Below are 26,674 nucleotides of genomic sequence, written 5' to 3' on the forward strand. Positions count from 1 at the left end.
TGTTAAATTATAATTTAAAGCTTACATCTCATTCCATATTTGACATAGTTTAGCTACTTTTGAGGCAGAGTAACCATACCAAAATCAATTACTTCTATGGAAGATATGTTATTTTATGATAGAATGCAGTTTGCGTTCACGATCACCTTTCATTACCTTTTTCCACAACTCACCATGGGACTATCTTTAATGATAGTTTATTTTAAATGGTGCTTTTTAAAAACCGATAATTTACAGTATAACGATGCGGCAAAATTCTGGATGCGCATATTTGCAATTAATTTTGCCATGGGTGTAGTAACTGGAATCCCTATGGAGTTTCAATTTGGAACTAATTGGGCAAAATTTTCGGAATTAACCGGAGGAATCATTGGTCAAACCTTGGCTATGGAAGGTATGTTTTCATTTTTCTTAGAATCTTCTTTTTTAGGATTATTTCTTTTTGGTGAAAAACTACTCGGTCATAAATGGCATTTTGTAACTGGATTTTTGGTCTTTTTAGGATCTTGGGCAAGTGGTTTCCTTATTATCGCAACACATTCTTGGATGCAATATCCCGTGGGCTACGAGATTTTAGAAAACGGTAAATTCGTATTAAATAATTTTTCGGCTTTATTTTCTAACCCATGGTTGTTGCCCTCTTATTTTCATAATCAGGCAGCCTCTTTAATTACAGCGTCCTTTTTTGTATCGGCCGTTGGTGCATTTTATATTCTGAATAAAAAGCATGTTGAATTTGGTAAGCTATTCCTGAAAACAGGCGTTATTTTCGGTTTGTTTTCTAGTATAATTGTAGCTTTTCCTACAGGAGATTTAGTGGCTAAAAATGTGGTAAAGCATCAGCCCGTAACTTTTGCGGCCATGGAAGGGATCTTCCAGACAGAAGAAGGAGGTGCCGAAATTGTACTTATTGGTCAGCCTAATATCTTAGAAAAAAAATTAGATAATAAGATTGCAGTGCCTAATATATTAAGTTTTCTAACCTATCAAAATTGGAATGCAGAAATTAAAGGTTTAAATGAATTTGATAGTAAAGATTACCCTACTAACATTCCTGGACTATATTATGCCTATCATATTATGGTTGGATTGGGAACTATATTTATTGGGTTAATGATTATTGCTACGTTTCAATTATATCGTAAGAAATTATACGAAACCCATTGGATTTTATGGTGTTTGATGTTTATGATACCATTTCCATATATTGCAAATACAACGGGCTGGTATACCGCCGAATTGGGTAGACAACCTTGGTTAGTTTACAATTTATTACGAACGTCTGAAGGGGCATCTCCAACTGTTTCTTCTGGTAATACGTTATTTACATTACTCGGATTTGTAGGGTTATATTTATTACTAGGTATTTTATTTTTAATGCTAGTAGGAAAGATAGTCAATAAAGGTCCTCAACTTATAAAACACTAATTATGGAGTTATTCTGGTATATGGTCTTAATGACTATGTTAGCGATTTATATCATTTTAGATGGTTATGATTTTGGAGCGGGAATAATTCATTTATTTTTCGCCAAAAAGGAAGCCGATAAAAAGGCAATTACAAATGCTATTGGTCCGTTTTGGGATGCCAACGAAGTATGGTTAATTGCCGTTGGAGGTGTTTTGTTTTTTGCCTTCCCAACCCTATATGCTTCGTCGTTTAGTGGTTTTTATTTGCCTTTAATGATGATTTTATGGTTGTTAATTTTTAGGGCGATAGGATTAGAATTACGCGGACAAATACATAATCGTTTATGGGAAAAGATTTGGGATAAAGCTTTTGGAGTAGCGAGTTTGTTATTGGCTTTATTTTTTGGAATTGCTTTAGGAAATGTTGTTCGTGGTGTAAATTTAGGTATGGTTAACGAAACCGGAGTATCTACTCATGAGGCTCATTATTTCTTTTTACCGCTTTGGAATGACTCCTTTAGTCCAGAAGCAAATCATCTTGGTATTATAGACTGGTTTACAATCCTGTTAGGGATTATCGCTGTAATTACACTAACAATTCATGGAGCCAACTGGATCTTATATAAAACGAATTCTGATTTAAATCCGAAATTAAAACAGGTAGTTTTTAAACTTAATTTTGTACTACTATTTTTTGTTATTGTATCTATTTCTATTTGGCATTTAATAGAGTCAAATCCGTTTGAAAATTTTATAAACTACCCATGGTTAGCTATATTTCCTATTGTCACACTTGTTGGTTTATTTGGTTTATTTAAGGTGAAATCATTTAAAAAAGATGGAACACCTTTTGTGTTTTCGTCGTTATTTTTGGCAGGTGGTTTTTTTACAACCGTGTCTTCAATTTTTCCTAACTTGTTGCCTTCAACAAACGGTGTTAATCCATCGTTAACCATCTACAATGTTGCAGCAGAAGACTATGGTTTAACTGTAGGTGTGTATTGGTTTGTAATTGCCATAGTGTTAGTGGCGGTTTATTTTACCATTCAATATAAAGTATTTAAAGGTAAAATGGATAATATTGGTTATGGCGATCACTAAAGTAATGTTTAGTCTTTAAACATGCTATCTGTTATCGTCATTAAACCCTTAAAAGCAAAAAAGATAGCTAGACCACAAATAATTAATCCAATAATAAGAATTGGAATATAAAGGGGTTTTTCGGTATTTGTAAATGCGATATGTATAAATGAAGGTCCTAAAAGCATACAAGCTAAAGAGATTCCCATTTTTTTTAAACCTTCAATAAGGACTTTTTTGTTTGTTCGTTTAGTTTCCATGATTGGTATGTTTTAAAACATTTCTAACACTTTTGTGTTCTTTAAGTAAGATTTCAGCCTCAGCGTAAGTGATGTTAAGTTCGGTCATAATCATTTTAATTCCTCGATCCACTAACTTATCGTTACTAAGTTGCATGTCGACCATTTTATTGCCTTTAATTTTTCCTAACTGAATCATTGTAGCAGTAGAAATCATGTTTAAAACCAACTTTTGAGCCGTTCCTGCTTTCATTCTGGAACTCCCCGTTACGAACTCTGGACCAACAATAACTTCAATAGGAAATTGAGCTGTTTGCGATAAAGGACTGTTATGGTTACATGTAATGCATCCCGTAATAATTTGGTGTTCATTACAAGCTTGTAATGCAGCTATTACGTATGGTGTGGTTCCAGAAGCAGCAATGCCAATAACCACATCTTTTGTAGATATGTTATGTTGAAGTAAATCTTCCCAACCTTGAGTTTTAGAATCTTCGGCAAATTCTACAGCATCTCTAATGGCTTTATCTCCACCAGCAATTAACCCAACAACTAATCCAGAAGATACTCCAAAAGTTGGAGGACATTCTGAAGCATCTACAACACCTAATCGACCGCTAGTACCTGCTCCGATATAGAAAATGCGACCACCTGCTTTAAGTTTTAGAACGGTTTGTTCGATTAAAGATTCTATTTGTGGCAATGCTTTTTCAATGGCAAAAGGCACGGTTTTGTCTTCATTATTAATATTAATTAATAAGTCGGAGATAGTCATGTTTTCTAAATTATTGTATTTAGAATCGGCTTCGGTTGTTTTAATAAAATCCATGGTGTAAAGATACGAAATTGTAAAAGTTGTACTTCTAATTTATAAATTGTTTTAAATGAAAAAAGACTCCGAAAAGGAGTCTTTTTAAAGCATATATTATAGAATGACTTCTTAAGCAATAGCTTTAGAAATACTTTCTAGAATTGAATTTAAGGTCGTACTTGGACGCATAGCTTCAGAGGTAACATTTACGTTTGGTAAGTAATACCCTTGAATATTTACTGGATTACCTTGAATTGTATTTAATTCGTTTACAATTTTAGATTCATTTTCAGCAAGAGATTTAGCGACGTCTGTAAATACAGTTTTTAGCGCTGCATCCTTGGTTTGATTAGCTAAAGCTTCTGCCCAGTATAACGCTAGATAGAAGTGGCTTCCACGGTTATCTAATTCGTTTACTTTACGAGATGGTGATTTTCCGTTTTCTAATAATTTACCAGTAGCTTCATCTAAAGTGTCTGCTAGAACTAAAGCTTTGTCGTTTTTAGTCGTTTCAGACATGTGTTCTAAAGACACGGCAAGAGCTAAAAATTCACCTAAAGAATCCCAACGTAAATGATTTTCTTCTAAGAATTGTTGTACGTGTTTCGGAGCCGATCCTCCAGCACCCGTTTCAAATAATCCACCACCATTCATTAATGGAACAATAGATAACATTTTGGCACTTGTTCCTAATTCTAAAATAGGGAAGAGGTCTGTTAAGTAATCACGTAAAACATTTCCTGTAACAGAAATCGTGTCTTTTCCATCTTTAATACGTGCTAAGGTGAAATGTGTTGCTTCTTCTGGAGAAAGAATTTTAATATCTAAACCAGTCGTGTCGTGTGTTGGTAAATAAGCTTCAACCTTTTTAATTAATTCGGCATCATGAGCTCTGTTTTTATCTAACCAGAATACCGTTGGTGTATCTGTAGCACGAGCTCTACTAACAGCTAATTTTACCCAGTCTTGGATTGGTGCATCTTTAACTTGGCACATTCTCCAAATATCTCCAGCTTCAACATTGTGTTCTGTTAAGATTTTGCCATCAGCATCAATTACACGAACTGTTCCGTTTGATGCTATTTCGAATGTTTTATCGTGAGATCCGTATTCTTCGGCTTTTTGAGCCATAAGCCCCACATTAGGAACTGTTCCCATTGTAGTAGGATCGAAAGCACCATGTTTTTTACAGAAATCTATAGTGGCTTGGTAAATACTTGCATAACTACTATCTGGAATTACGGCTTTAGTGTCTTCTTGTTTACCGTCTGCATTCCACATTTGACCAGAAGTACGTATCATGGCTGGCATAGAAGCATCGATAATAATATCGCTAGGCACGTGTAAGTTTGTGATGCCTTTGTCCGAATCGACCATAGCTAATGCAGGACCATTTTTGAAAGCCTCGTCTATATCTGCAAGAATTTCTTGACGTTTGTCTTCTGGTAATTCTTCAATAGTACTTATTAAGTTTCCGAATCCATTATTAACATCTACACCTATTTTTTCTAAAGTTTCGGCGTGTTTAGCGAAAACATTTTTAAAGAATACACGAACCGCATGACCAAAGATAATTGGGTCTGACACTTTCATCATGGTTGCTTTCATGTGTAAAGAAAGTAACACATCTTTATCTTTAGCATCTTTAATTTGAGCTTCTAAAAAGTTCAATAATGCCTTTTTGCTCATTACAGTAGCATCGATAATTTCGCCTTGTAATAAGTTTATATTTTCTTTTAAAGCTGAAGTGTTTCCGTTTTCATCTTCAAACTGTATGCTTACAGTTGTCGCTTTATCTAGAGTTACAGATTTTTCATTATGTGCAAAATCACCAGCACTCATAGTTGCCACATGCGTTTTAGAGTCGGCACTCCAAGCACCCATAGAATGTGGATTCTTTTTTGCGTAATTTTTTACGGCTTTTGGGGCTCTACGGTCAGAATTTCCTTCACGTAAAACAGGATTTACAGCACTTCCTTTAATTTTATCGTACCTTCCTTTAATTTCTTTTTCAGCATCAGTTTTAGGTTCATCTGGATAATTTGGTAATTTATATCCTTGACTTTGTAATTCTGAAATTGCAGCTTTAAGCTGAGGAACTGAAGCACTAATATTTGGTAATTTTATAATATTAGCTTCTGGTTTTTTTGCTAATTCACCAAGTTCTGTTAAAGCGTCTGGTAATTGTTGATCTTCGGTTAAAAAATCTGAAAAGTTTGAAATTATTCGAGCTGCTAAAGAGATATCTCTAGTTTCAACATTAATGCCTGAAGGGCTTAAAAAAGCTTGAACAATAGGTAAGAAAGAGTAAGTTGCTAAAGCCGGAGCTTCATCTGTTTTAGTGTAAATGATTTTTGAACTGTATGCCATTTTAATTTGTTTTATAGTAATGTTTTTTGGCAAAGAATATAGGGTATTTTTTGCGAATGGCAAAGATACAAAAAAGCTAATGCTTACTAATGCGGATTTGGAATAAGTATTAGGTTTTTTGTAAGATAAATGTAAAAATTAAAATAATTTATTGAGAAGTATATAAAACAAAAGCCATATCATGGTAGTAAAACTACTTTGACATGGCTTTCTCTGAAATAGCATTTTAAATTTATTAGCCTCTTGACTAATCACTTTCGGATATATTAATCTTACTTGCTTACATTAAAAGTGAACTATTTCAAAAATGAAACATTTATAGTGTAACGTTCAAAATGTATTTACTAGCTACGAAATGTTTCTATTTAATTGTTTTTCTTTATGTTTTCCTTCCGTTTATTTAATACAAACACAGTCCAACATTGTTTTCTTCCCTATACTTAAATTTTCATTTCTCGTACCTCCGAAAACTTTCAATTTTACTAGTTTTACTTGACAACAAGTTTACTTTTTAAAATATCATGATTTTAAATGCAAAAACATGCCGTTTAAAATCTCAAAAAACAATTATTAAAAGAACGTTTAATACTTTAAAACTAAATTAGAGTATTAATTGTTTTATAAAGATAAGAATAAATTCTAGTTTTTCAATGGGTTTTAACATTTTATATATCAACATTTTATAAACAGGAGTTATTAACTTTTGTTCATAAAAAAAGCCCTAACGTGAAGTTAGGACTTTTTGATGTTATTCGGAAATCGCAAAAATTAGCGTCTTCTCTCTTTAATTCTAGCTTTCTTACCAGTAAGACCTCTAAAATAGAAGATACGAGCTCTACGCACTTTACCTTTTTTGTTGATTTCAATTTTTTGTAATGCTGGCATGTTAATAGGGAAGATACGCTCTACACCTACAGTTCCAGACATTTTTCTAATTGTAAACGTTTCAGAAGAACCAGTTCCTCTTTTTTGAATAACTACCCCTCTAAAAAACTGAGTACGTACTTTTTCACCTTCTCTAATTTCGTAGTACACTGTAATTGTGTCTCCAGCGCCGAATTCAGGAAATTCTTTTTTTGTTACAAATTCGTCTTGTACAAATTTTATTAAAGATTCCATATCTTTATTATTTTATTAGTGTTAATTCAAAGCAACATTCACGATTTTCGCCAGAGGTTGGTCCGAAATTGGGTGCAAAGATACTCTTTTTATTTAAATTCCAAACTTTTTAATTCTGAGTTTTATTTCGGAATTATAAATTTCTCAAATCAATTAATCGTCTAATAAATCTGGACGTCTCGTTTTGGTACGCTCATAGGCTTGTTCTTCCCGCCATTTTTCAATCTTCGGAAAATTACCACTGAATAATACTTCGGGAACATGTAATCCTTTATATTCTCTGGGGCGTGTATAAATAGGTGGTGCCAATAAATTATCCTGAAAAGAATCGGTTAGGGCAGAGGTTTCGTTTCCTAATACCCCAGGAATTAATCGTATTACGGCATCGCATAATACAGCTGCACCTAATTCGCCACCAGATAAGACATAATCGCCTATAGATATTTCTTTGGTGATAAATAAATCTCGTACGCGCTGGTCTACACCTTTATAATGACCACATAAGATTATGATGTTTTCTTTTAACGATAAGGTGTTTGCAATACCTTGTTTTAGTGTTTCTCCATCTGGTGTCATATAGATCACTTCATCATAATCTCTTTCCGATTTTAATTGAGAGATACATTTATCTATAGGCTCTATAAGCATAACCATACCTGCGCCGCCACCAAACTGATAATCGTCTATTGTTTTATAATTATCGGTCGTATAATCTCTTAAGTTATGAAAGTGTACTTCTACTAAATTGGCATCTATAGCACGTTTTAAGATGGATGCTTCAAACGGACTTTTAATTAATTCTGGTAAAACAGTGATGATATCTATGCGCATGGCTTCAATTTATAAACAACTGCAAAGATGCAAAGAATCGAATTAAAATCGAGATAATTTATAGCTCAAATATGGGAACAAAAAAAGTCCATGATTTTAAACATGGACTTTCTATATCTGATATTTTTTAAATGAATTAAGCGTTAGACTTTTGCTTGTTTAATTCGTCTTGTAATTGTCTGCGTACTTTTTGCTCACGTTCTAAAGCTGTTTTACGGTGCTCGTCGAATTCTTCTTCTATTTCTGCAAGCATACGTTTAGCTTCTCTTGTGGTGGTATTACTGTTTTTAAATTTATAAATGAAGAATAATAAGAACACAAATAATCCTCCAATAATAGACCAAATAAAAGTGTTGTATGTGGTTTTACTTAGATTCATGCCAAAAAATTGCATGCTATCTTTTTCTTCATTAGTTAAATCTAAGGTTTTTTGCGTTTCGCTTAAATTAGATTTTAAAGTAGCAATTTCACTAGCTTGTAAATCTACATTTTCTTGTGTTTCTATTAAATCTTTTTGAATGGCTTTTAAAGAGTCTAAGGTGTGAGCCTTTAATGTTTGTAACCAAGCTTTTTTTACAACTTTATAATTTTGATAATTATTAGATTTTTGAATTATGTATTCAAATTGATTGTCTAATGTACCATCATTTAAAGATAATTGATCTTCAGATTCTGTAGATGTTTGCGTTTGAGCAAATGAAGATACTGTTATTAAGCAAGTTATTAGCGTAGTGGTTAACGTTTTTATTACATTCATTATTGAAATTGTGTTTGGGGTTTTTTAGATTTTTACGAAATTATAAAATAATGTCAAATTTCAACATTTTAATTAACAAAAAACCTCACATTAGTGAGGTTTTATATATACGATTGAAATTCGTTTTTGGATGATTTCCTATTAATAATACGTGTAGCGTCTTACTTTTGCAATGTATTTTGCTAGCCTAACTACTTGATGGCTATAGCCGTACTCATTGTCATACCAAATATATAAAATTGCATTTTTGTTATTCGGACTAACTATTGTGGCTTTACTATCAAAAATGGAAGGCGCCGAACTTCCTACTATATCGCTAGACACTAACTCGTCGCTTAATTCGTATTTAATTTGCTCTACTAAAGGTCCTTCTAAAGCACTTTTTTTCATGAGGGCATTTATTGCTTCAACAGAGGTTTCCGACTGTAATTCTAGATTCAATATAGCTAAAGATCCATTAGGAACGGGAACTCTAATAGCGTTGGATGTTAGCTTCCCTTCTAAACTAGGTAAGGCTTTGGCTACTGCGCTTCCAGCCCCAGTTTCTGTAATTACCATGTTTAATGCTGCGGCACGTCCTCGACGATATTTACTATGATAATTATCGACTAAATTTTGGTCGTTTGTATAGGCGTGAATGGTTTCTAAATGCCCATGCTCCACACCATAAGCATCTTCTACAGCTTTTAAAATTGGAGTTATAGCATTTGTTGTACATGAAGCTGCCGAAAAAATATCGACAACATCTGGGTTGTATTCTAGATGATTTACACCGTGAACAATATTGGGTACGCCTTTTCCAGGTGCTGTTAACAACACTTTATCAACTCCTTTAGAAAGCAAATGTCTGCTTAATGCTTCTTGATCTCTAAACGCTCCGGTATTATCTATAACCAAAGCATGGTTAATTCCGTATTGCGTATAATCAATGTCTTCTGGATTGTTGGCAGAAATAATATTAACTGTCGTACCGTTAATAATTAAAGCATTGTTTTTGATATCGGCAACTACGGTACCCGAAAAATCGCCATGTACAGAATCGTTTCGTAATAATGAAGCTCGTTTTTCTAAAACCGTTTGGTCTAATTTTCCACGAGTTACTATAGCTCTTAAGCGCAATTGGTTTCCAGCTCCAGTTCTAGTCATTAATTCACGAGCAACTAATCTACCAATTCTACCAAATCCGTATAGCACCACATCTTTAGGTTTTATGCTTCCGTTTTTCTTGGCACTTTTAAGCTTCTCTGCCACAAAGGCGGTAGCATTTGCATGCTTTTGGTCTACGAGTTGAAACTCGTAAGTTAATTTCCCGATATCTAGTTTAGCAGGTGGTAAATCTAAAGTGCGAATGGCTTGGGCAATTTCTACAGAATCGAATATGGAAATGGGTTTCTGAACAAATTCTCCAGCATATTCGTGTAGATTTAAAATTTGACTCACATTTCTGTCGATAAGCTGATTTCTAAACAGGACCAACTCGATGGCTTTGTCGTACCAAAGGTCGCTCACTATTTTTATAAATTTTACAGTAGCTCGTCGTCTGTCGGCTTGAAAAGCTAATTCCTTTTCATAAGTTTCGTTAAAACTCATTGGTTAAATTTTTAGTTTGTTGTTTTAATTTTAAACAAAAGTAAAATATTTCAAACGTTTTCGTAACTAATTTTTTGTAAAAATAAAACCCTTTAGAAATACTAAAGGGTTTTGTTAAAATCATTGAAAGATGTTTAGTTTTTATCTAAAATTATAACGCTCTTTTTCACCTTGAGAATTAATTAATTCGATTTGTAAAGGTTCATTTCTAGATTTATTAGTGATAATATTTTGAACATCCTCTATAGAATTAATTTTTTGTCCGTCTATAGCTGTAATAATATTACCTTCTACAATACCATTACGTTTCCAATACTCAGCATATTGTTCGTTTAATCGGATAATTTTAACACCATTCGATAATTTAAATTTCTGAAGATCTTTCTTATCGGTGTTTTTTACCACGCCTACTAAAGGCATTGTAAAGGTTTGGTTTTTAATTAAAGTTACAGGAATTTCTTTTAATTCGCCATTTCTTAAAAAGGTTACTTGTACAACGTCGTTAGGTCGTTTTGTGTTTAAATGTCCTCTTAAATCGGCAAACTTTGTAATTCTAGTTTGATCTATTTTTTTAATGATATCTCCTTTTTTTAAACCTGCTACTTGCGCACCAGAGCCTTCTTCAACATCATCTACATAAAAGCCTTCGGTGTCTGTAATATTTAATTGTTCTGCAAAAGCACTATTTAAAGCGCCTCCGGTAACGCCTAAAATGCCGTTTTGTACATTACCAAATTCCATAATATCTTCAACCACTTTTCTGGCAATATTACTAGGTACAGCAAAAGAATACCCAATGTAAGATCCTGTTTGCGAAGATATCGCAGTATTAATTCCTATTAAATCACCTTTAGCGTTTACTAAAGCCCCTCCAGAGTTTCCTGGGTTAACAGCAGCATCGGTTTGAATGAAAGACTGGTTGCTTTGTCCTGTTAAATCTCTAGATTTTGCACTAATAATTCCCGCAGTAACGGTAGATGTTAAATTAAACGGGTTTCCAACGGCAAGTACCCATTCTCCAAGTTTAGCTTGGTCGCTATCTCCAAAAGTGGTATATGGTAAATCTTCACCAGCGTCTATTTTTAATAAAGCAATATCGGTTTTATCGTCGCTTCCTATAATTTTAGCGTTAAATTCTCTATTGTCATTTAAGGTTACGGTAAGTTGTTGCGAGCCATCTATAACATGATTGTTGGTTATAATGTAACCGTCTGGAGAAATAATAACCCCAGAACCTGTTCCTACCTGTGGTCTTGCAGATTGTCTGCCATAAAACAAGTCTTCAAACGTCATTCGTCCCGTTACTAACGTGGTGTTTTTTACGTGAACTACTGTATGCACTGTGTTTTCTGCCGCCAGTGTAAAATCCGGGGCGTTGGCAATAGCATTGGTGTGTATAATATTATTAGATGTCGGTATAAATTGAGAAGGGGTGGTTTCAGTTTTTGTTATTACTAATGCATTATCATTTTCTAAAAACATTTTATAAGCTCCTAGGGTTAGCATGCCTCCTAAAGCTGAAACAAATACTAAAGTTAAAATTTTTTTCATGGTTAGAACTTTTTAAATTTTGAATAATAAAGATTAAAATTAATTCTTTATTAGATTATAAGGAATAGTTTAACTGTATTTAACGTCCTTTTAAACACTTTTTAACACACGAAAAAATAGTTAAATATTCTATCTTTGTCGCTAATTATGACACACACATTTTATAAATATCAAGGAACAGGGAATGATTTTGTAATGATTGATAATCGTGAAAATACATTCAATAAGCAAGATATAGCACTTATAAATCGCTTATGCGACAGACGGTTTGGGATTGGTGCCGATGGTTTAATTCTTTTAGAAAATCACCCAGAAGTCGATTTTAGAATGGTGTATTATAATGCCGATGGGAACGAAAGTACCATGTGTGGAAACGGTGGTAGATGCTTGTCTCAATTCGCAAAAGATTTAAAGGTAATAGACCAAAAAGGAAGTTTTGAAGCAATAGACGGGATGCATCATGTCGAGTTTGATGGTGATTTAGTGCGTTTACAAATGCAAGATGTGTTTACGGTAGAAAATCATGAGTCTTATGTGTTTTTAAATACAGGGTCTCCGCATCATGTACAGTTTGAAAATAATATTGAAACTTTCGATATTAAAACGCTAGGTCGTAATATTCGCAACGGTGCACCTTATTATAAAGAAGGTACGAATGTGAACTTTGTGAAGAAGCTATCTAATAACGAATTTCAAGTTAGAACTTACGAAAGAGGTGTGGAAGACGAAACCTTATCTTGTGGGACTGGTGTTACAGCCGTAGCCATCGCCATGCATTACCTTGGCGAAACCGAAGCCGAAACCGTGCATTTAAAAGTTCAAGGCGGCGCATTACAAGTTTCCTTTAATCTATCGGATGAAGGGTATACCAATGTTTGGTTAATAGGTCCGGCAAAGCAGGTGTTTAAAGGTGAAATAGAATGGTAACCTTAAAAGGAGAACATATTTTTTTACGTGCTTTAGAACCAGAAGACTTAGAGTTTGTTTTTCAGGTTGAGAATGACGAGTCTATTTGGGAGTTAAGTAACACGCAAACACCATACTCGAGATTTCTAATAAAACAATATTTAGAACAAGCGCATATTGATATTTATGAGGCCAAACAATTACGATTGGTAATTTCAGATTATAAACATGAAACCTTAGGATTGATAGACGTTTTCGATTTCGATTTTAGAAATAGAAAAGCAGGCATAGGTATTTTAATTACTAATGAGGCTAGTCGAGCCAAAGGTTATGGAGGCGAGGCGTTGTCATTATTAGTAAACTACTGTTTTACCCAGCTTCAGTTGCATCAATTATATTGTAATATTTCGGAAGGGAACACAGCGAGTATTCAATTATTTAAAAAACAAGGTTTCCAAGAGATCGGATTAAAAAAAGATTGGAATCTGGTTAATGGAAAATTTAAAAACGAATTCCTTTTTCAACTAATAAATAACTAATGTATATTAAAAAAATTCTTTTAGCCATTGTGCTTTTAGGTCTTGTGGTAGCTGCATTTTTTGCTAATTATGTGTATTCAGCAGTATTTAAAGCCAATACGGCCTTTAATAATAAAACGGCCTATATTTATATTCCTTCAGATGCTTCATACCAAGATGTGCGCGAACAATTAAAACCACTTTTAAAAGATATAGAATCTTTTGATGCATTAGCCAACAAAAAACAATATACCACACATATAAAAGCAGGGAAGTTTAGTATAACGAAAGGGATGAATAACAACGATATTATAAATTCAATTCGCAGTAAAAACATTCCAATACAAGTAGCTTTTAACAACCAAGAATCTGTTGAAAAATTAGCGGGTAGAATAGCCTCGCAAATAGAAGCAGACAGTTTATCATTATTGGTAGCAATGAAAGATCAGTCGTTTTTAGATGATAATCACTTTAATACAGCGACTATGTTGGGCATGTATATTCCGAATAGTTATGAGTTTTTTTGGAATACTTCGGGAGCGGGATTTAGAGATAGAATGTTAAAAGAGTATGAGCGTTTTTGGAACACGTCTAGAATTGAAAAAGCAAAAGCAATCGGGTTGTCAAAAATGAAGTGATAACTTTAGCTTCTATTGTTCATGAAGAATCTAAAGCAGCAGACGAGCAACCTCGTATTGCCGGTGTGTATTTAAATAGGCTTAAAATAGGTATGCCACTTCAGGCAGATCCTACCTTAAAATTTGCTGCTTATCAATTACCAGAGTATCAAAATACGGTAATAAAGCGAGTTTTAAATAAGCATAAAACAATAGTGTCTCCTTATAATACGTATTTAAATGCAGGGCTGCCTCCTGGACCAATTGCCATGCCAGATATAACAGCTATAGATGCCGTTTTAAACGCCGAGAAGCATGATTTTTATTATTTTGCTGCAGACCCAGAACATCTAGGGTATCATAAATTTGCTAAAAATCTAAGTCAGCATAATGCTAATGCAAGAGCTTATCAAAACTACTTAAATCGTCAAGGAATTACCCATTAATGTCATAAAATTGAAGTTTTAAGAAAACTTTATGTAATATTTAGACTACATTAACAGTCTTGTAAAACAGGTCAAATTATCGGTTAAACTGTACGCTATGAGCTTAATAAAGGGTGTAAGTTGTTGTTAATCGATTAATTTTCAGATTAATAAAAAAGATGTATATTTGCAAGCTGAAATTTTTAGGTCATTTTAAATAGTACCCGACCTAAAGAAATTAAAATGTATGATAAAAAATATTGGAAGTTATTTAATAGTAATTCTTGCAATATGTTCTTTGGCTTTTTATTCATTTGCACCTGAAAAACAGGTTGAATTTAGGGAATACTCAACAAAAGGCTTAGCCTTAAATTACAACATGGTTAATGATAGTATTAGCCATACACATGCGGAGGCATATAACACAGATATTGCAAGTTCGTATTCACCATCTCTAGGAAAAACCTATGTAGGCTTTAAAGAAGCTTTAGGGTATAAAGAATCTAGAGGAAATTATTTTACGGTGAATTCATTTGGTTACTTAGGAAAGTACCAATTTGGAAAAGAAACTTTAAAAATTATTGGGATTCATAATCCTGTACAGTTTTTAAAGAATCCAGAATTACAGGAAAAAGCATTTTTAGCAAATGCAGAACGTAATAAATGGATTTTACGTCGTGACATTAAAAATTATGTAGGCAAAAAAATTAATGGAGTTGTTATTACCGAGTCTGGTATATTAGCAGCCGCCCATTTATCGGGACCAGGAAGCGTTAAAAAGTACTTAAGAAGTGGTGGCGCAGTCGGGTTTTCTGATGCTTACGGAACAACAATTTCGTATTATATGAAGAAATTTTCTGGATATGATACGTCGTTTATTAAACCGAACAAAAAAGCTAAAGTGAATAAAGCTTAAGTTTTAACTTTTATGGATTATAAATATTGAAGGCCTTTTATGAAGGTCTTCAGTGTTTTTAGTCCATTCCATTACTGTTTTTGTTCGTATAAATTCAGTGGGTAGCGTAATATCGCAAGCCACACAAACCAAGGTGTTTTTGTTTAATGTATTACAAATATCTTCAAGCATTTTATTGTTTCGGTACGGGGTTTCAATAAATATCTGAGATAAATTTTGTTCAAAAGACAAACGTTCTAGTCGTTTTAATTCATGTTTTCGTTCATTTTTATCAATAGGTAAGTACCCGTTAAACGAGAATCCTTGACCATTCATTCCAGAACTCATAAGGGCAAGTAAAATAGACGAAGGCCCAACTAGCGGTACAACTTGTATGTTTTGCAGATGTGCAATTTTAACAACATCAGAACCAGGGTCGGCAACGCTAGGGCAGCCGGCTTCGGAAAGTAAGCCCACATTAACACCGTTTAAACAGGGGTCTAAAAAACTTGGTAAATCGGAAGCATCGGTGAATTTATTCAAGGCAAATAGCTCTAAACTAGCTTGCGATTTATTTGAACATATTTTCTTTATAAACCGTCTCGCTGTTTTTTCATTTTCAACAATAAACACATTTGTGTTCTCTATAATTTTTTTTACTGAAAGCGGTAAAACTTCTAAAGGTTCGTTGTCGCCTAAAGTTGTAGGTATAAGGTAAAGTTTTCCAAAAGAAGTGTTCATAATTAGAATAGTATTAAAATTATTTACTGCAGTTTTTCAGCAATTATATCACAGGCTTCATCTAACATTTTGTAAACATTTTCAAAACCGTTTGTGCCACCGTAATACGGATCTGGTACATCGTAATTTTGATTTGGATATACCTCGTTCAAAATCATTTTAACTTTTTCCTTATCCTTTTCGTTTCTGGCTAAATGGAGGATGTTATTATAATTAGAGCTGTCCATGGCGTAAATAATATCGAAAGCATCAAAATCATTAATTGTGAATTGTCTACCCATTAATCTAGAGATATTAATCCCGTATTTATTTGCTACAGCAATAGAACGAGAATCTGGATTAGAACCAATATGATAGCTTGACGTTCCTGCAGAATCGATAACGTAATCCTCGTATGGTAATTTAGAACGCAAAATACCTTCTGCCAATGGAGATCGGCATATATTTCCAAGGCAAACCATAAGTATTTTAGTCATTGTAATAGTAGTTTAAACCGAGAGTTTCTTGGTAATGTCTTCAACGTACTTTTTAAACTGCTTATCTGTGGTCGATAAATTATCAACCGTTTTACAAGCATGAAGTACCGTGGCGTGATCGCGTTTTCCAATTTGCGAACCAATACTAGCTAAAGAGGCTTTGGTGTATTTTTTTGCAAAAAACATGGCCAATTGTCTGGCTTGCACAATGTGGCGCTTTCTAGTTTTAGATTGCAACGTATCGACATTCATTTGGAAATAATCTGATACCACTTTTTGTATATAATCTATAGACACTTCACGTTTCGTGTGCTTTACAAACTTCTCAACAATTTGTTTGGCAAGGTCTAAATTGATTTCTTTTTTGTTGAAAGACGATTGTGCGATAAGCGAAATAATAGCGCCTTCCAATTCTCTAACATTCGATTTTATGTGTTTTGCAACATACTCAATAATCTCTTCCGGCATTTCAACACCATCTCGGTAGAGTTTATTGTTTAATATAGAAACACGAGTTTCAAAATCTGGACTTTGCAATTCTGCAGATAAGCCCCATTTAAAACGTGATAGTAAACGTTGTTCTATATCTTGCATATCTACAGGAGCTTTGTCACTAGTTAAAATAACTTGCTTGCCATTTTGATGCAAGTGATTAAAGATGTGGAAAAAGACATCTTGTGTACCTGTTTTTCCAGATAAGAATTGAACGTCGTCTATAATTAAAACGTCTATAATTTGATAGAAATGAATAAAATCGTTTCTGTTATTCTTTTTAACAGAGTCTATATATTGTTGCGTAAATTTTTCGGCAGAAATATATAAAACCGTTTTTTCTGGATATTTGTCCTTAATTTCTACACCAATGGCATGAGCCAAATGGGTTTTTCCAAGACCAACACCACCAAAAACGAGTAGTGGGTTAAACGATGTTCCTCCTGGTTTTGCAGCAACTGCTAATCCTGCACTTCGCGCCAAACGATTTGAATCGCCTTCTAAAAAGTTTTCGAAACTGTAATTAGGGTTTAATTGCGATTCAATCTTAACATTTCTAATTCCAGGGATAATAAACGGATTTCGTAATTCTGGATTTTTATTGTTAAGCGGAATATCTACATCTTGAGGTTTAACCGATGATCTGCTTGAACTAGGAATACGTTCTGTAAAAGGTTGTTTGTTGCCATAAGTGTTTTCCATTTTAATAATGTAAACCAATTTGGCTTTTTCACCCAATTCCTTTGTTAAAGCTACTTTTAAAATTTTAACATAGTGTTCTTCTAACCACTCGTAGAAGAATTTACTTGGTACTTGTATGCTTAAAGCATTGTCCGTTAATTTAACTGCGGCAATGGGTTCAAACCAAGTTTTATAAGCTTGCGGTTGGATGTTATCTTTTATGAATTCTAGACAATTATTCCATACCGATTGCGCAGTTACACTCATTATAATTTAAAAGATTTTTTAGTTAAAGTTATAAAAGGAAATGAAAATATCCCTCGTTTTTTGGTTTGACAAATATGTGAACAAAAATCTTAAAAAAAAAATGCTTAGCTATTGAATTTTCAGATTTTTTTCCCCATGTTTATCATGCTCTCGAAGCTACAAAAAAATAATCAAACTTTTCATGAAAATCGACGAAATACAAATACGAGTGAGATATGGCGAAACCGATCAAATGGGGGTGGTTCATCACGGTAATTACGCGTTATACCTAGAAATGGCGCGGACTGAGTGGCTTAGAGCGCTTGGCGTGTCTTATAAAGAGATGGAAGAGCAGGGTGTTATGCTTCCTGTAATTTCAATGTCTTTAAACTACAAAAAATCAGCCTATTATGACGAGGTAATTAAAGTAAAAACTATATTGAAAAAAAGACCTGGTGTTAAGATTGATTTTGACTTCGAAATTACAAATCAGGAGGGTGAATTATTAGTTTTGGCAAATACCGTTTTGGCTTTTATTAATATGAAAACGAAACGCCCAATAAAATGTCCGAAATATATATTAGATCTTATACCTGAATAAACTTACAGTTGTTTAATTTCAACTTCAAAAAGGATGCTGAAACTATTAAATATAGCTTCAGCATCTTTTTTTCTTACAGAAATAGTAAGCTCGCAATGCAGTTCTAATTTCTGATTTATGACATCTATATTTTTCTCCTTAATAATACGCATTACCTTATTCATGTTTTTATAATCGAAAATAATAAGGTAATCGATGTTAATCGTTTTTTCTACAATTTTACAAGTTTCTAAAGTTAATTGGGCAGAGGTTCTATACGCACTAATTAATCCGCCCACTCCTAATTTTACTCCTCCAAAATACCGAACCACAATTATTAAAATGTTTGTAACCTCGAACGATTGTATTTGGCCGTAAATGGGCATACCTGCCGAATTGTTGGGTTCGCCATCATCATTAGCACGGTACGAAATAGTTTCCGTACCTATTTGATACGCGTAACACCAATGTCTGGCAGAATGATGTTGTTTTTTTATGGTTTCTAAAGCATCTTTAACATCATCTTCGGTTTTTACTGGAAAAGCATAACCGAAAAATTTACTATTCTTTTCTTTAAATAGCGTTTCTTCAGATGGTTTTTCTATGGTCTTATATGTGTCTTGTAACTCCAAAAATTAATTAAAAAGTTCTTTTTTAGTTTCAAAAAGGGTGGTAACATCTTCTTTGGTAGGATCGATATTCCAAGTGTGAATTCCTAATTTTTCTGCAGCAACAGTATTTTCGGTCATGTCGTCTACAAATAAAGTTTCAGATGGCACCAAATTGTTTTCTCTTATAACGAATTCAAAAATATCTGCATTTGGTTTTCTTAAGTTGATTTCGTGCGAGAGGTAAAACACATCGAAATAACTTTCAAATTCATTAAAGAAAGGTAGATATGATTTTACAAAATCTATATGAAAATTGTTGGTGTTACTTAATAATATGAGCTTATATTTTTTACTCTCGGAAAGTGCTTTTAAAAATTCTAAACGATGATGAGGAAAATCTTTTAAAATACAATTCCAGATTTTAAGTATGGTTTCTTCATCATATTCTGGATACGCATTAAGATAAAAATCTAAAAACTCATCGTTAGAAATTAATCCCATTTCGTAAAGACTATTAATATGAGTCATCTCTTCCGGGAAAGCTTCTATATTAAAGTGTTCTAAGGCTGTATTTATGGCGCCAACTTTATCGAGATTGATAAATACATCGCCAAAATCGAATATTATAGTTTTAATCATTCGTGTAATATTTAAGAGTATCGTTTAAAATTTTTGTTTCTTTTTTTAATTTACCTTTTAAAGTAGGTGCTTTTGTACCATTTGTAAAAGACGTTGTGCCGTAAAATATTCTAGCTTCATCCCAAAGATTTTCATCTATAAACGTTTGAAGGGATTTACTACCACCTTCAATAATTATTGAATTGATATTTCGCTCGTGAAGCAATTCACAAATTTGAAAGGCTAAAGGTTTTTCAAAATCCAATTCATTTTTAGTTAAGGCTATCGTCTCAGCTTCCGTATTAAAAATTGTGGCTGTTTTTGGTAGTTTTTCAACTCGATCGATAACAATCCGTATCGGATTTATGCCGGTCCAATCTCTAACAGTTAAGCTTGGGTTATCGTCTAAAACGGTTTGTGTACCAACTAAAATAGCTTGTTCTTCGGCACGCCATTTATGAACCAATTGTCTGGAATATGTATTTGTAATCCATACTGGTTTATTTTCATCTTTAGTTTTAGGTGAAATAAAACCATCGGCAGATTGTGCCCATTTCAGGATAATATACGGACGTTTTTTATTGTGAAACGTGAAAAATCGTTTGTGGTGCGCCTTGCATTCGGCTTCTAAAACGCCAACAATAACATGGCAACCTGCATCTTTTAGCTTTTTTATACCTTGGCCAGCCACCAGCGAATGGTCGTCTATGGTTCCAATAACAACATTAGGAATATTATGTTTAATAATAAGGTCGCTACAAGGCGGTGTTTTTCCAAAATGCGAACACGGTTCTAGAGTTACATATAAGGTAGATGTCTGTAAAAGCGCTTTGTTGCTAACCGACTGAATGGCATTTACTTCGGCATGCGGCCCACCGTATGGACTTGTAAAACCTTCGCCTATTATGGTGTTGTTATGTACAATAACGCAACCTACCATAGGGTTTGGCCTTGTGGTTCCTAGTCCGTTTTTGGCAATTTCTATACAGCGATTTATGTATTTTTCATGTATCTTCACGTCACAAAAATAAGATTAATAATGGGGATGAGCCTTGTCAAAATCAGAGAAATTCAAACTAAAGATAATCAGGCGGTCGCAGCGCTGATTCGTCATGTTTTAGTAGAGTTTGGAGCTCCAAAAGTAGGAACGGCATACGAAGATGTTGCGTTAAACGATTTGTTTGAAGCTTATAATGCTCCTAATATGGTTTATTTTGTAGCAGAAAAAGCAGGTAAAATTATTGGAGGTGCTGGTATTGCACCGCTTTCTGGAACCGAAGATGTTTGCGAACTTCAAAAAATGTACCTGGCGGAAGAAGGCAGAGGGCAAGGTGTTGGCGCAAAGCTAATGGGCACCTGTTTGGAGGCAGCCATAACATTGGGGTTTAAATCTTGTTATTTAGAAACACTACCTTATATGACTTCGGCTACAGCCTTGTATAAACGTTCTGGATTCGAAAATTTAGATGGCCCCATGGGAAATACAGGACATTATTCGTGTAATGTTTGGATGATAAAACACTTATGAGATTAAAAGAGATACAGCATACTTTTCATAAAGAATTAGATGCCAATTACGAGCCTAATGAAGTAGATCATTTCTTTTTTATGATTTGCGAAACTTGGTTTAATGTTACGCGTTTAGCCTTAGCTTTAAACCCTAAACGCTCCATTAATCCGGAAGAATATAAAAAAATACACGATGCTCTTGAAGCATTGAAGGCGCATAAGCCTATTCAATATATTTTAAAATCTACAACCTTTTACGGATTAGAATTTCAAGTGAGTCCGTCTGTTTTAATTCCGAGACCAGAAACGGAAGATTTAATTTCATGGATTATAGAATCGTATGATGCACTTGCCAAATTACGAATTTTAGATATTGGTACAGGGAGTGGTTGTATTGCGATTTCTCTTGCGAAACATTTTAAAAATGCAGAGGTCTTGGCCATAGATGTTAGTGAAGATGCCTTACAAGTAGCGAAGCAAAATGCCGACTTAAATGGAGTATATATCACATGTATTAAAGCTGATATTTTAAATATTGACATAGAAAATCATCCTGAATTTAACGAGGCGTTTGATGTTATTGTGTCTAATCCGCCCTATGTCCGCCAATTAGAAAAACCTCAAATGCGAGCAAATGTATTAGATTATGAACCGCATTTGGCATTGTTTGTCGATGATCAAGATCCGCTTAAATTTTATAAAGCTATAACCGAGTTGTCCAAACATAATTTAGTAAACCAAGGAGAACTGTTTTTCGAGATTAATGAATTTTTGGGTGAAGACATGATACATTTGTTAGAAGACCATGCATTTCATGAAGTGGAATTAAGACAAGACCTGTTTAAAAGAAATAGAATGATTAAAGGAAAAAAGCACATATGAAATCTATAGCCGTTTTTTGTGGATCGAGCGAAGGAAACGATCCTGAAATAAAATTTGAAGCCTATCAATTAGGGAAAACTCTCGCGCAACAAGATATTACTTTAGTATATGGAGCAGCAAAAATTGGTATTATGGGAGAAGTTGCTCGTGGTGTTTTAGACTTAAACGGTAAAGTTTTAGGTATAATTCCAGGATTTTTAGAGACAAAGGAAATTGTACATCCTAAGCTTTCAGAATTGATAGTAACTAAGAATATGCACGATCGCAAAGTTAAAATGTATGAACAGTCTGATGGTTTTATGGTAATTCCTGGAGGATTTGGAACTATGGATGAGTTTTTCGAAATAACCACCTGGGGGCAATTAGGCCTGCATACCAAACCTATAGGGATTTTAAACACGAATGGGTACTACGATGCTTTATTAGCACAATGTAAAACTATGGTAGACCGAGGGTTTTTAAGTCAAGAAAATTTAGATGCCGTTGTGGTAGATACCACGATATCTGGTCTTTTAGAAAAAATGAATAATTACACGCCATTACCAGCTCCTAAATGGTTAAATAAAGAGAGATTATAATCATGACGATTGAAGCACAAATTAAACAGTTACGCGAAGAATTAAATACATATAATTACAAATATTATGTTCTAGATGCTAGTGATATTAGCGATTTTGAATTTGATATGAAACTTAAAACACTTCAGGATTTAGAAGCTAAACATCCAGAGTTTTTCGACCCGAATTCTCCAACCCAACGTGTTGGAGGGACAATCACTAAAAACTTTAATACTGTTGTTCATGATCATCGCATGTACTCCTTGGATAATTCGTATTCTAAAGACGACTTGTTGGCTTGGGAACAACGCATAAAAAAAATGGTAGATGGACCGGTATCTTATACTTGCGAATTGAAATACGATGGAGCTTCCATCAGCTTAACTTATACCCATGGCGTTTTTGTAAAAGCAGTAACACGTGGTGATGGTGTGCAGGGCGATGATGTCACAGCAAATGTTAAAACCATTAAATCTGTACCATTAACTTTACAAGGCGATGTTCCAGAGCAGTTTGATATTCGTGGAGAAATTGTGTTGCCTTTCGATGGTTTTAATAAAATGAATGAAGAGCGTATAGAAATAGGAGAGGAGCCATACCGAAATCCAAGAAATACGGCTTCAGGAAGTTTAAAATTGCAAGATAGTAGTGAGGTTGCTAAACGACCATTAGAATGTTTGTTATATACTATTGTTGGAAAACATTTAAATATTCAATCGCAATTTGAGGGCTTGCAAAAAGCAAGAGAGTGGGGTTTTAAAGTGCCAAGTGCAGCGAAATTAGTAAACTCTATAGACGAGGTTTTAGAGTTTATTTCGTATTGGGATACCCATCGTCACGATTTACCTTACGAAACCGATGGGGTAGTTATTAAAGTCAATAGTTTTCAGCATCAGGAAGAATTGGGGTATACCGCAAAAGCGCCACGCTGGGCAATGGCTTTTAAGTTTAAAGCTGAACAGGTTTCTACCCGTTTAAATGAAATTACCTATCAGGTGGGGAGAACGGGAGCTATAACGCCTGTGGCTAATTTAGAACCTGTAGAGCTGGCAGGTACTACCGTAAAACGTGCTTCTTTACATAATGCAGATCAAATAGCTAAACTCGATGTGCGAGAAGGCGATGAGGTGTTTGTTGAAAAAGGAGGGGAGATTATTCCTAAAATTATCGCGGTAGATATCACTCAGCGTCCAGCAGATTCTCAGCCAACCGAATATATTACCCATTGTCCTGAATGCCATACCGAGTTGGTAAGACAGGAAGGAGAGGCGCAGCATTATTGTCCGAATTATAATGGGTGTAAACCACAAATTGTTGGGAGAATTCAGCATTTTATTTCGAGAAAAGCCATGGATATTGATGGTTTGGGAGGCGAAACAGTAGCTTTGTTAGTAAATGAAGGCCTAATAGAAAATTACTCTGATTTGTATGAACTAACCAAGGAAGAAGTGTTGCCTTTAGAGCGTATGGCAGATAAAAGTGCCGATAATTTAATTAATGGTATAGCTTTATCTAAAGCAGTGCCTTTTGAGCGCGTGCTGTATGCTCTAGGAATTCGATATGTGGGAGAAACCGTGGCTAAAAAGTTAGTTAAGCATTTTAAAACAATTGATGCTATTATAGAAGCGACAGAAGATGAGTTGATTGCTGTTGACGAGATTGGAATCAGGATCGCGCAAAGTGTTGTAGAATTTTTTAATTCTGAAGCCAATCAACATATTATAAATCGATTAAAAGGTTTTGGTCTACAATTAGAAATATCTGCAGAAATATTGGCTAACCAAACAGATACTTTGGCTGGACAAACATTTGTGGTTTCAGGAGTCTTTACTTCGGTATCTCGCGACGAGTTGAAAAAAATGATAGAAGATCATGGTGGAAAAGTAGGAAGTTCTATTTCTTCTAAGACGAGTTTTTTGGTTGCCGGAGATAAAATGGGACCGAGTAAACGGGCGAAAGCAGAACAGTTGAATATTTCAATTTTATCGGAGAACGACTTTTTATCGCTGTTAAAAAGCGAATAATGTAAGAAAAACTGTCTTTTTTTAAGATTGTGGACTGAAAATAAATTATTATTTATATATATTTACGACCTATATAAATATAATTTATGCGTAAGATACAGTTTCTGGTAGCCTTAATACTTTTACTAAGTGCTATATTTGCATTTATGGAATTTAAGTCATTCCATGAAATTTCTGCAATCATTAAAACTCTAGTTGCGCCCTGTATTTGTTTATTTTATTTGTTGTACACCAAAGAAAAATTGCAGCACTTTACCATGTTTTTAGTGTTGTTTTCTTCAGCAGATTTTCTGACATTTTTCAGATCTATTTTGAACCCTGATTTTGAATACTTTTTAGGGAATTCACTGTATTTATGTGCGTACGGCGTTTTAGCCTTTGGTATTATTAAGCGGTTAAATTTGAGGATAATGCGGGCTCATTTTAAATTTGCTATAACAGTCTTGTTAATTTTAAACTTGTATGTTTTGTATGTTCTGTATTCTATGCTTGATTTTGATGTAGAAATGAAATATTTAATATTGGAATTTGTCTATTATACTGTGTTATTGTCATTGCTATCTTCAGCTTTTTTAAATTTTCTGTATAAAGATAGCAATGAGTCTTTACTCCTATTTGCAGGATCTTTATGTATCGTGTTTTCTGAAGTTATCCAATATGCTTTTTTCTATGTTTCCGAAGAAACCATATTAAATGTCATGTGTTATGCGCTTTTGGTTTTTGGTTTTTTATTTTTCTACATTTATGCTATTCAAGGTAAATCGAAAGATATGCAACGTATAAGCATGTCTTCTAGGTTGTAATTTTTGGCTTATAAAAACTTTATGTGTTAAGTAGTTTTCTAGGTATAATTCATAAAGTTATTCCTTCACAAAAATTCAACTTTAAGTCAGAATACAAGTTGGTTAATAAAATTCTTTGTAGTTAAAACATCTTCTACTTCACAAGAAAAAGAAACGACATTCAAAATTTTAAACGTATCCTCTTCTAAAAAAAATAGTTTAAGGAGGTTGTTTTAGTAGGCTTGCTTTATAATGTTTGCGTTAGAGTAGACTTAGGTGTAATTGGATGCTACTTTTTTATAGTCTTAAGTGCTGAAAATCAGTAAATAGTTATTTATATTTGCCAAAATCTCAATTTGGGTTAATGAAAAAAACACACTTTTTATTGTGTCTTCTACTGCTAATAAGCCTAGTGTTTGTATCTCTGCAATTGCAAGAGCTACATGATTATTCCGAGTTTGTTAAAGCCTTAATAGTACCTTGTGTTTGCTTGTTTTATTTAGGTTCAAAACAAAAGCACTCTAAATATTTTACAGTTTTTTTAGTGTTGTTTTCTGTTTCAGAGGGCTTAACTTTTATAGGTGGTTTTTTGCCAATTAACTATGAGTACTTCTTGGGGAATGTGTTGTATATTTTAGCTTATAGTATGCTTACGGTGGGGGTGATAAAGGAATTTCATATTAGCCATTTACTACAACATTATAAATATACCATTATGATATTGGGTCTTTTAAACCTATATATTTTGTATGTTATGTATTCTGCTTCGGGTTTAAAATTTACAACGGAATCTATTGTGGTAGAATTTATTTATAATGTTGTGATCCTCTTATTGCTTACTACTACATTTCTTAATTACTTAGTTCAAGATAATAGAAATACCTTGTTGTTATTTATGGGGTCTTTAAGTGTGGTATTCTCAGAGGTTATTCAATATGCTTTTTATTATATTGCCCCAGTAGCAGTTTTAAATTTAGTTTCCTTCACGCTTACAATTACTGGTTTTTTGTTTTATTATGTCTTCGCCGTGCAAAAGGACTCGAGTAAAAAAGAATGGGTAAAAGTAGAATCCTAATTTTCTTATTGTTGTAATTAGGTGAATGTCTTATTCGATCCTGAAAGACTTATTCGTTATTATTAAATGCTCCTAAATAGGGATAGAAAATGGCGTGTTTTAAGTGTCTATTTGGCTTTATTCTTTTCAAAAAATCTAACTTAAAAAATTTATAAGCTTTTAGATTAGTAGGTGTGTCGTTCATCGAAAATTTATGTTTTATCGATAAAGTGCATTTTAATTACGATGTAGAATTGTATGTTTGCTAAACCTACTTATGTTTTTTTTGCTTTGAAGAATTTA

Annotated in this window: 26 protein-coding genes and 1 pseudogene; 13 read left to right on the forward strand and 14 right to left on the reverse strand. The window is 33.7% G+C overall.

The genetic code is table 11. The annotated features are described in order from the left end of the window. The first annotated feature begins 96 nt into the window (after positions 1-96). Together A9D35_RS17205 and cydB are read left to right on the forward strand one after the other, a co-directional pair. On the forward strand, positions 97-1,428 hold the full coding sequence (locus A9D35_RS17205) for a cytochrome ubiquinol oxidase subunit I (RefSeq protein WP_066225290.1): 1,332 nt from the start codon (positions 97-99) through the stop codon (positions 1,426-1,428). A 2-nt stretch (positions 1,429-1,430) separates the two neighbouring features. Beyond that, complete coding sequence (cydB, locus tag A9D35_RS17210) at positions 1,431-2,510, forward strand: cytochrome d ubiquinol oxidase subunit II (RefSeq protein WP_066225292.1); 1,080 nt, start codon at positions 1,431-1,433, stop codon at positions 2,508-2,510. An 8-nt stretch (positions 2,511-2,518) separates the two neighbouring features. Here the strand turns inward: cydB and A9D35_RS17215 are convergent, their stop codons facing one another. From A9D35_RS17215 to A9D35_RS17250, 8 genes are all read right to left on the reverse strand, one after another. After that, entirely contained in the window at positions 2,519-2,749 is a 231-nt protein-coding gene (locus A9D35_RS17215) for a DUF6095 family protein (protein WP_066225294.1), read from the reverse strand. Beyond that, a complete protein-coding gene (gene murQ / locus A9D35_RS17220) occupies positions 2,739-3,557 on the reverse strand; it encodes an N-acetylmuramic acid 6-phosphate etherase (protein ID WP_066225296.1) in 819 nt (272 codons plus the stop codon). Before murQ ends, A9D35_RS17215 begins: the two co-directional genes overlap by 11 nt. A 111-nt stretch (positions 3,558-3,668) precedes the next feature. Next, on the reverse strand, positions 3,669-5,909 hold the full coding sequence (locus A9D35_RS17225) for an NADP-dependent isocitrate dehydrogenase (protein WP_066225298.1): 2,241 nt from the start codon (positions 5,907-5,909) through the stop codon (positions 3,669-3,671). 768 nt (positions 5,910-6,677) lie between these two features. Next, complete coding sequence (rplS, locus tag A9D35_RS17230) at positions 6,678-7,028, reverse strand: 50S ribosomal protein L19 (RefSeq protein WP_066225299.1); 351 nt, start codon at positions 7,026-7,028, stop codon at positions 6,678-6,680. Positions 7,029-7,181: 153 nt separating this feature from the next. Then, positions 7,182-7,859, reverse strand: coding sequence for a tRNA (guanosine(37)-N1)-methyltransferase TrmD (trmD, locus tag A9D35_RS17235; protein ID WP_066225301.1), 678 nt, complete (start codon positions 7,857-7,859; stop codon positions 7,182-7,184). A gap of 136 nt (positions 7,860-7,995) precedes the next feature. Next, the gene (locus A9D35_RS17240; RefSeq protein WP_066225302.1) at positions 7,996-8,616 is read right to left on the reverse strand and encodes a tRNA (guanine-N1)-methyltransferase; all 621 of its coding nucleotides are present in this window, start codon (positions 8,614-8,616) and stop codon (positions 7,996-7,998) included. A gap of 141 nt (positions 8,617-8,757) precedes the next feature. Continuing rightward, positions 8,758-10,206, reverse strand: coding sequence for a glyceraldehyde-3-phosphate dehydrogenase (locus tag A9D35_RS17245; RefSeq protein ID WP_066225304.1), 1,449 nt, complete (start codon positions 10,204-10,206; stop codon positions 8,758-8,760). A 141-nt stretch (positions 10,207-10,347) separates the two neighbouring features. After that, positions 10,348-11,757, reverse strand: coding sequence for a trypsin-like peptidase domain-containing protein (locus A9D35_RS17250; RefSeq protein WP_066225306.1), 1,410 nt, complete (start codon positions 11,755-11,757; stop codon positions 10,348-10,350). A 147-nt stretch (positions 11,758-11,904) separates the two neighbouring features. Here A9D35_RS17250 and dapF point away from each other — a divergent pair, with 147 nt between their 5' ends. From dapF to A9D35_RS17270, 4 genes and pseudogenes are all read left to right on the forward strand, one after another. Next, positions 11,905-12,684, forward strand: a complete 780-nt coding sequence (gene dapF / locus A9D35_RS17255) for a diaminopimelate epimerase (RefSeq protein ID WP_066225309.1) — start codon at positions 11,905-11,907, stop codon at positions 12,682-12,684. Then, positions 12,678-13,202 (forward strand): GNAT family N-acetyltransferase, encoded by a 525-nt coding sequence (locus A9D35_RS17260; protein ID WP_066225310.1) that lies wholly within the window; start codon positions 12,678-12,680, stop codon positions 13,200-13,202. The genes dapF and A9D35_RS17260 overlap by 7 nt, the downstream gene beginning before the upstream one ends. Next, positions 13,202-14,244, forward strand: a pseudogene (mltG, locus tag A9D35_RS17265) (endolytic transglycosylase MltG). Before A9D35_RS17260 ends, mltG begins: the two are co-directional and overlap by 1 nt. 226 nt (positions 14,245-14,470) lie before the next feature. Continuing rightward, positions 14,471-15,139 carry a peptidoglycan-binding protein LysM gene (locus A9D35_RS17270; RefSeq protein ID WP_066225312.1) on the forward strand — a complete coding sequence of 223 codons (669 nt, stop codon included), beginning with the start codon at positions 14,471-14,473 and terminating at the stop codon, positions 15,137-15,139. 3 nt (positions 15,140-15,142) lie between these two features. Here the strand turns inward: A9D35_RS17270 and A9D35_RS17275 are convergent, their stop codons facing one another. Genes A9D35_RS17275 through dnaA form a run of 3 tightly spaced genes read right to left on the reverse strand, consistent with a single transcriptional unit; the run spans position 15,143 to position 17,775 of the window. Continuing rightward, entirely contained in the window at positions 15,143-15,859 is a 717-nt protein-coding gene (locus A9D35_RS17275; RefSeq protein ID WP_066225314.1) for an SAM-dependent methyltransferase, read from the reverse strand. Between the two features lie 23 nt (positions 15,860-15,882). Continuing rightward, complete coding sequence (locus A9D35_RS17280) at positions 15,883-16,335, reverse strand: low molecular weight protein-tyrosine-phosphatase (protein WP_066225316.1); 453 nt, start codon at positions 16,333-16,335, stop codon at positions 15,883-15,885. A gap of 12 nt (positions 16,336-16,347) precedes the next feature. Further along, on the reverse strand, positions 16,348-17,775 hold the full coding sequence (gene dnaA / locus A9D35_RS17285; protein ID WP_066225317.1) for a chromosomal replication initiator protein DnaA: 1,428 nt from the start codon (positions 17,773-17,775) through the stop codon (positions 16,348-16,350). A 181-nt stretch (positions 17,776-17,956) separates the two neighbouring features. Between dnaA and A9D35_RS17290 the strand changes: the two genes are divergently transcribed. Further along, positions 17,957-18,355: an acyl-CoA thioesterase gene (locus A9D35_RS17290; protein WP_066225318.1), complete on the forward strand. Its 399-nt coding sequence runs from the start codon at positions 17,957-17,959 to the stop codon at positions 18,353-18,355. A gap of 2 nt (positions 18,356-18,357) precedes the next feature. On the opposite strand, the gene A9D35_RS17295 is transcribed toward A9D35_RS17290, so the two are convergent. The 3 genes from A9D35_RS17295 to ribD are packed head-to-tail and all read right to left on the reverse strand — an operon-like array spanning position 18,358 to position 20,581. After that, positions 18,358-18,966 (reverse strand): IMPACT family protein, encoded by a 609-nt coding sequence (locus A9D35_RS17295; protein ID WP_066225320.1) that lies wholly within the window; start codon positions 18,964-18,966, stop codon positions 18,358-18,360. A gap of 3 nt (positions 18,967-18,969) precedes the next feature. Then, complete coding sequence (locus A9D35_RS17300) at positions 18,970-19,584, reverse strand: HAD family hydrolase (RefSeq protein WP_066225322.1); 615 nt, start codon at positions 19,582-19,584, stop codon at positions 18,970-18,972. Beyond that, positions 19,577-20,581, reverse strand: a complete 1,005-nt coding sequence (gene ribD / locus A9D35_RS17305) for a bifunctional diaminohydroxyphosphoribosylaminopyrimidine deaminase/5-amino-6-(5-phosphoribosylamino)uracil reductase RibD (RefSeq protein ID WP_066225324.1) — start codon at positions 20,579-20,581, stop codon at positions 19,577-19,579. The genes A9D35_RS17300 and ribD overlap by 8 nt, the downstream gene beginning before the upstream one ends. 27 nt (positions 20,582-20,608) lie before the next feature. On the opposite strand from ribD, the gene A9D35_RS17310 reads away from it, so the two are divergent. From A9D35_RS17310 to A9D35_RS17335, 6 genes are all read left to right on the forward strand, one after another. Beyond that, positions 20,609-21,091, forward strand: coding sequence for a GNAT family N-acetyltransferase (locus A9D35_RS17310; protein WP_066226230.1), 483 nt, complete (start codon positions 20,609-20,611; stop codon positions 21,089-21,091). Next, on the forward strand, positions 21,088-21,954 hold the full coding sequence (gene prmC, locus A9D35_RS17315) for a peptide chain release factor N(5)-glutamine methyltransferase (protein ID WP_066225326.1): 867 nt from the start codon (positions 21,088-21,090) through the stop codon (positions 21,952-21,954). The genes A9D35_RS17310 and prmC overlap by 4 nt, the downstream gene beginning before the upstream one ends. Continuing rightward, positions 21,951-22,532, forward strand: a complete 582-nt coding sequence (locus tag A9D35_RS17320) for an LOG family protein (RefSeq protein ID WP_066225328.1) — start codon at positions 21,951-21,953, stop codon at positions 22,530-22,532. Before prmC ends, A9D35_RS17320 begins: the two co-directional genes overlap by 4 nt. A 2-nt stretch (positions 22,533-22,534) precedes the next feature. After that, positions 22,535-24,535, forward strand: a complete 2,001-nt coding sequence (ligA, locus tag A9D35_RS17325; RefSeq protein ID WP_066225330.1) for an NAD-dependent DNA ligase LigA — start codon at positions 22,535-22,537, stop codon at positions 24,533-24,535. A gap of 506 nt (positions 24,536-25,041) precedes the next feature. Continuing rightward, complete coding sequence (locus A9D35_RS18620) at positions 25,042-25,338, forward strand: hypothetical protein (RefSeq protein WP_141675572.1); 297 nt, start codon at positions 25,042-25,044, stop codon at positions 25,336-25,338. A 343-nt stretch (positions 25,339-25,681) separates the two neighbouring features. After that, the gene (locus A9D35_RS17335; protein WP_141675573.1) at positions 25,682-26,392 is read left to right on the forward strand and encodes a hypothetical protein; all 711 of its coding nucleotides are present in this window, start codon (positions 25,682-25,684) and stop codon (positions 26,390-26,392) included. The last annotated feature ends 282 nt before the right edge of the window (positions 26,393-26,674 follow it).

It is taken from the genome of Formosa haliotis (genome assembly GCF_001685485.1).
Classification (GTDB): Bacteria; Bacteroidota; Bacteroidia; order Flavobacteriales; family Flavobacteriaceae; genus Formosa; species Formosa haliotis.

Excerpts from the sequence above, each read along its gene's own strand:
- A9D35_RS17260 (WP_066225310.1), top strand. The coding sequence starts at position 12,678 with ATGGTAACCTTAAAAGGAGAACATATTTTTTTACGTGCTTTAGAACCA.
- A9D35_RS17275 (WP_066225314.1), bottom strand. The coding sequence starts at position 15,859 with ATGAACACTTCTTTTGGAAAACTTTACCTTATACCTACAACTTTAGGC.
- dnaA (WP_066225317.1), bottom strand. The coding sequence starts at position 17,775 with ATGAGTGTAACTGCGCAATCGGTATGGAATAATTGTCTAGAATTCATA.
- prmC (WP_066225326.1), top strand. The coding sequence starts at position 21,088 with ATGAGATTAAAAGAGATACAGCATACTTTTCATAAAGAATTAGATGCC.
- murQ (WP_066225296.1), bottom strand. The coding sequence starts at position 3,557 with ATGGATTTTATTAAAACAACCGAAGCCGATTCTAAATACAATAATTTA.
- A9D35_RS17205 (WP_066225290.1), top strand. The coding sequence starts at position 97 with ATGGAAGATATGTTATTTTATGATAGAATGCAGTTTGCGTTCACGATC.
- ligA (WP_066225330.1), top strand. The coding sequence starts at position 22,535 with ATGACGATTGAAGCACAAATTAAACAGTTACGCGAAGAATTAAATACA.
- A9D35_RS17245 (WP_066225304.1), bottom strand. The coding sequence starts at position 10,206 with ATGAGTTTTAACGAAACTTATGAAAAGGAATTAGCTTTTCAAGCCGAC.
- trmD (WP_066225301.1), bottom strand. The coding sequence starts at position 7,859 with ATGCGCATAGATATCATCACTGTTTTACCAGAATTAATTAAAAGTCCG.
- A9D35_RS17215 (WP_066225294.1), bottom strand. The coding sequence starts at position 2,749 with ATGGAAACTAAACGAACAAACAAAAAAGTCCTTATTGAAGGTTTAAAA.
- A9D35_RS18620 (WP_141675572.1), top strand. The coding sequence starts at position 25,042 with ATGAAATATTTAATATTGGAATTTGTCTATTATACTGTGTTATTGTCA.
- A9D35_RS17290 (WP_066225318.1), top strand. The coding sequence starts at position 17,957 with ATGAAAATCGACGAAATACAAATACGAGTGAGATATGGCGAAACCGAT.
- A9D35_RS17280 (WP_066225316.1), bottom strand. The coding sequence starts at position 16,335 with ATGACTAAAATACTTATGGTTTGCCTTGGAAATATATGCCGATCTCCA.
- dapF (WP_066225309.1), top strand. The coding sequence starts at position 11,905 with ATGACACACACATTTTATAAATATCAAGGAACAGGGAATGATTTTGTA.
- A9D35_RS17320 (WP_066225328.1), top strand. The coding sequence starts at position 21,951 with ATGAAATCTATAGCCGTTTTTTGTGGATCGAGCGAAGGAAACGATCCT.
- A9D35_RS17335 (WP_141675573.1), top strand. The coding sequence starts at position 25,682 with ATGAAAAAAACACACTTTTTATTGTGTCTTCTACTGCTAATAAGCCTA.
- A9D35_RS17270 (WP_066225312.1), top strand. The coding sequence starts at position 14,471 with ATGATAAAAAATATTGGAAGTTATTTAATAGTAATTCTTGCAATATGT.
- A9D35_RS17300 (WP_066225322.1), bottom strand. The coding sequence starts at position 19,584 with ATGATTAAAACTATAATATTCGATTTTGGCGATGTATTTATCAATCTC.
- A9D35_RS17250 (WP_066225306.1), bottom strand. The coding sequence starts at position 11,757 with ATGAAAAAAATTTTAACTTTAGTATTTGTTTCAGCTTTAGGAGGCATG.
- cydB (WP_066225292.1), top strand. The coding sequence starts at position 1,431 with ATGGAGTTATTCTGGTATATGGTCTTAATGACTATGTTAGCGATTTAT.
- A9D35_RS17225 (WP_066225298.1), bottom strand. The coding sequence starts at position 5,909 with ATGGCATACAGTTCAAAAATCATTTACACTAAAACAGATGAAGCTCCG.
- rplS (WP_066225299.1), bottom strand. The coding sequence starts at position 7,028 with ATGGAATCTTTAATAAAATTTGTACAAGACGAATTTGTAACAAAAAAA.
- A9D35_RS17310 (WP_066226230.1), top strand. The coding sequence starts at position 20,609 with ATGAGCCTTGTCAAAATCAGAGAAATTCAAACTAAAGATAATCAGGCG.
- A9D35_RS17240 (WP_066225302.1), bottom strand. The coding sequence starts at position 8,616 with ATGAATGTAATAAAAACGTTAACCACTACGCTAATAACTTGCTTAATA.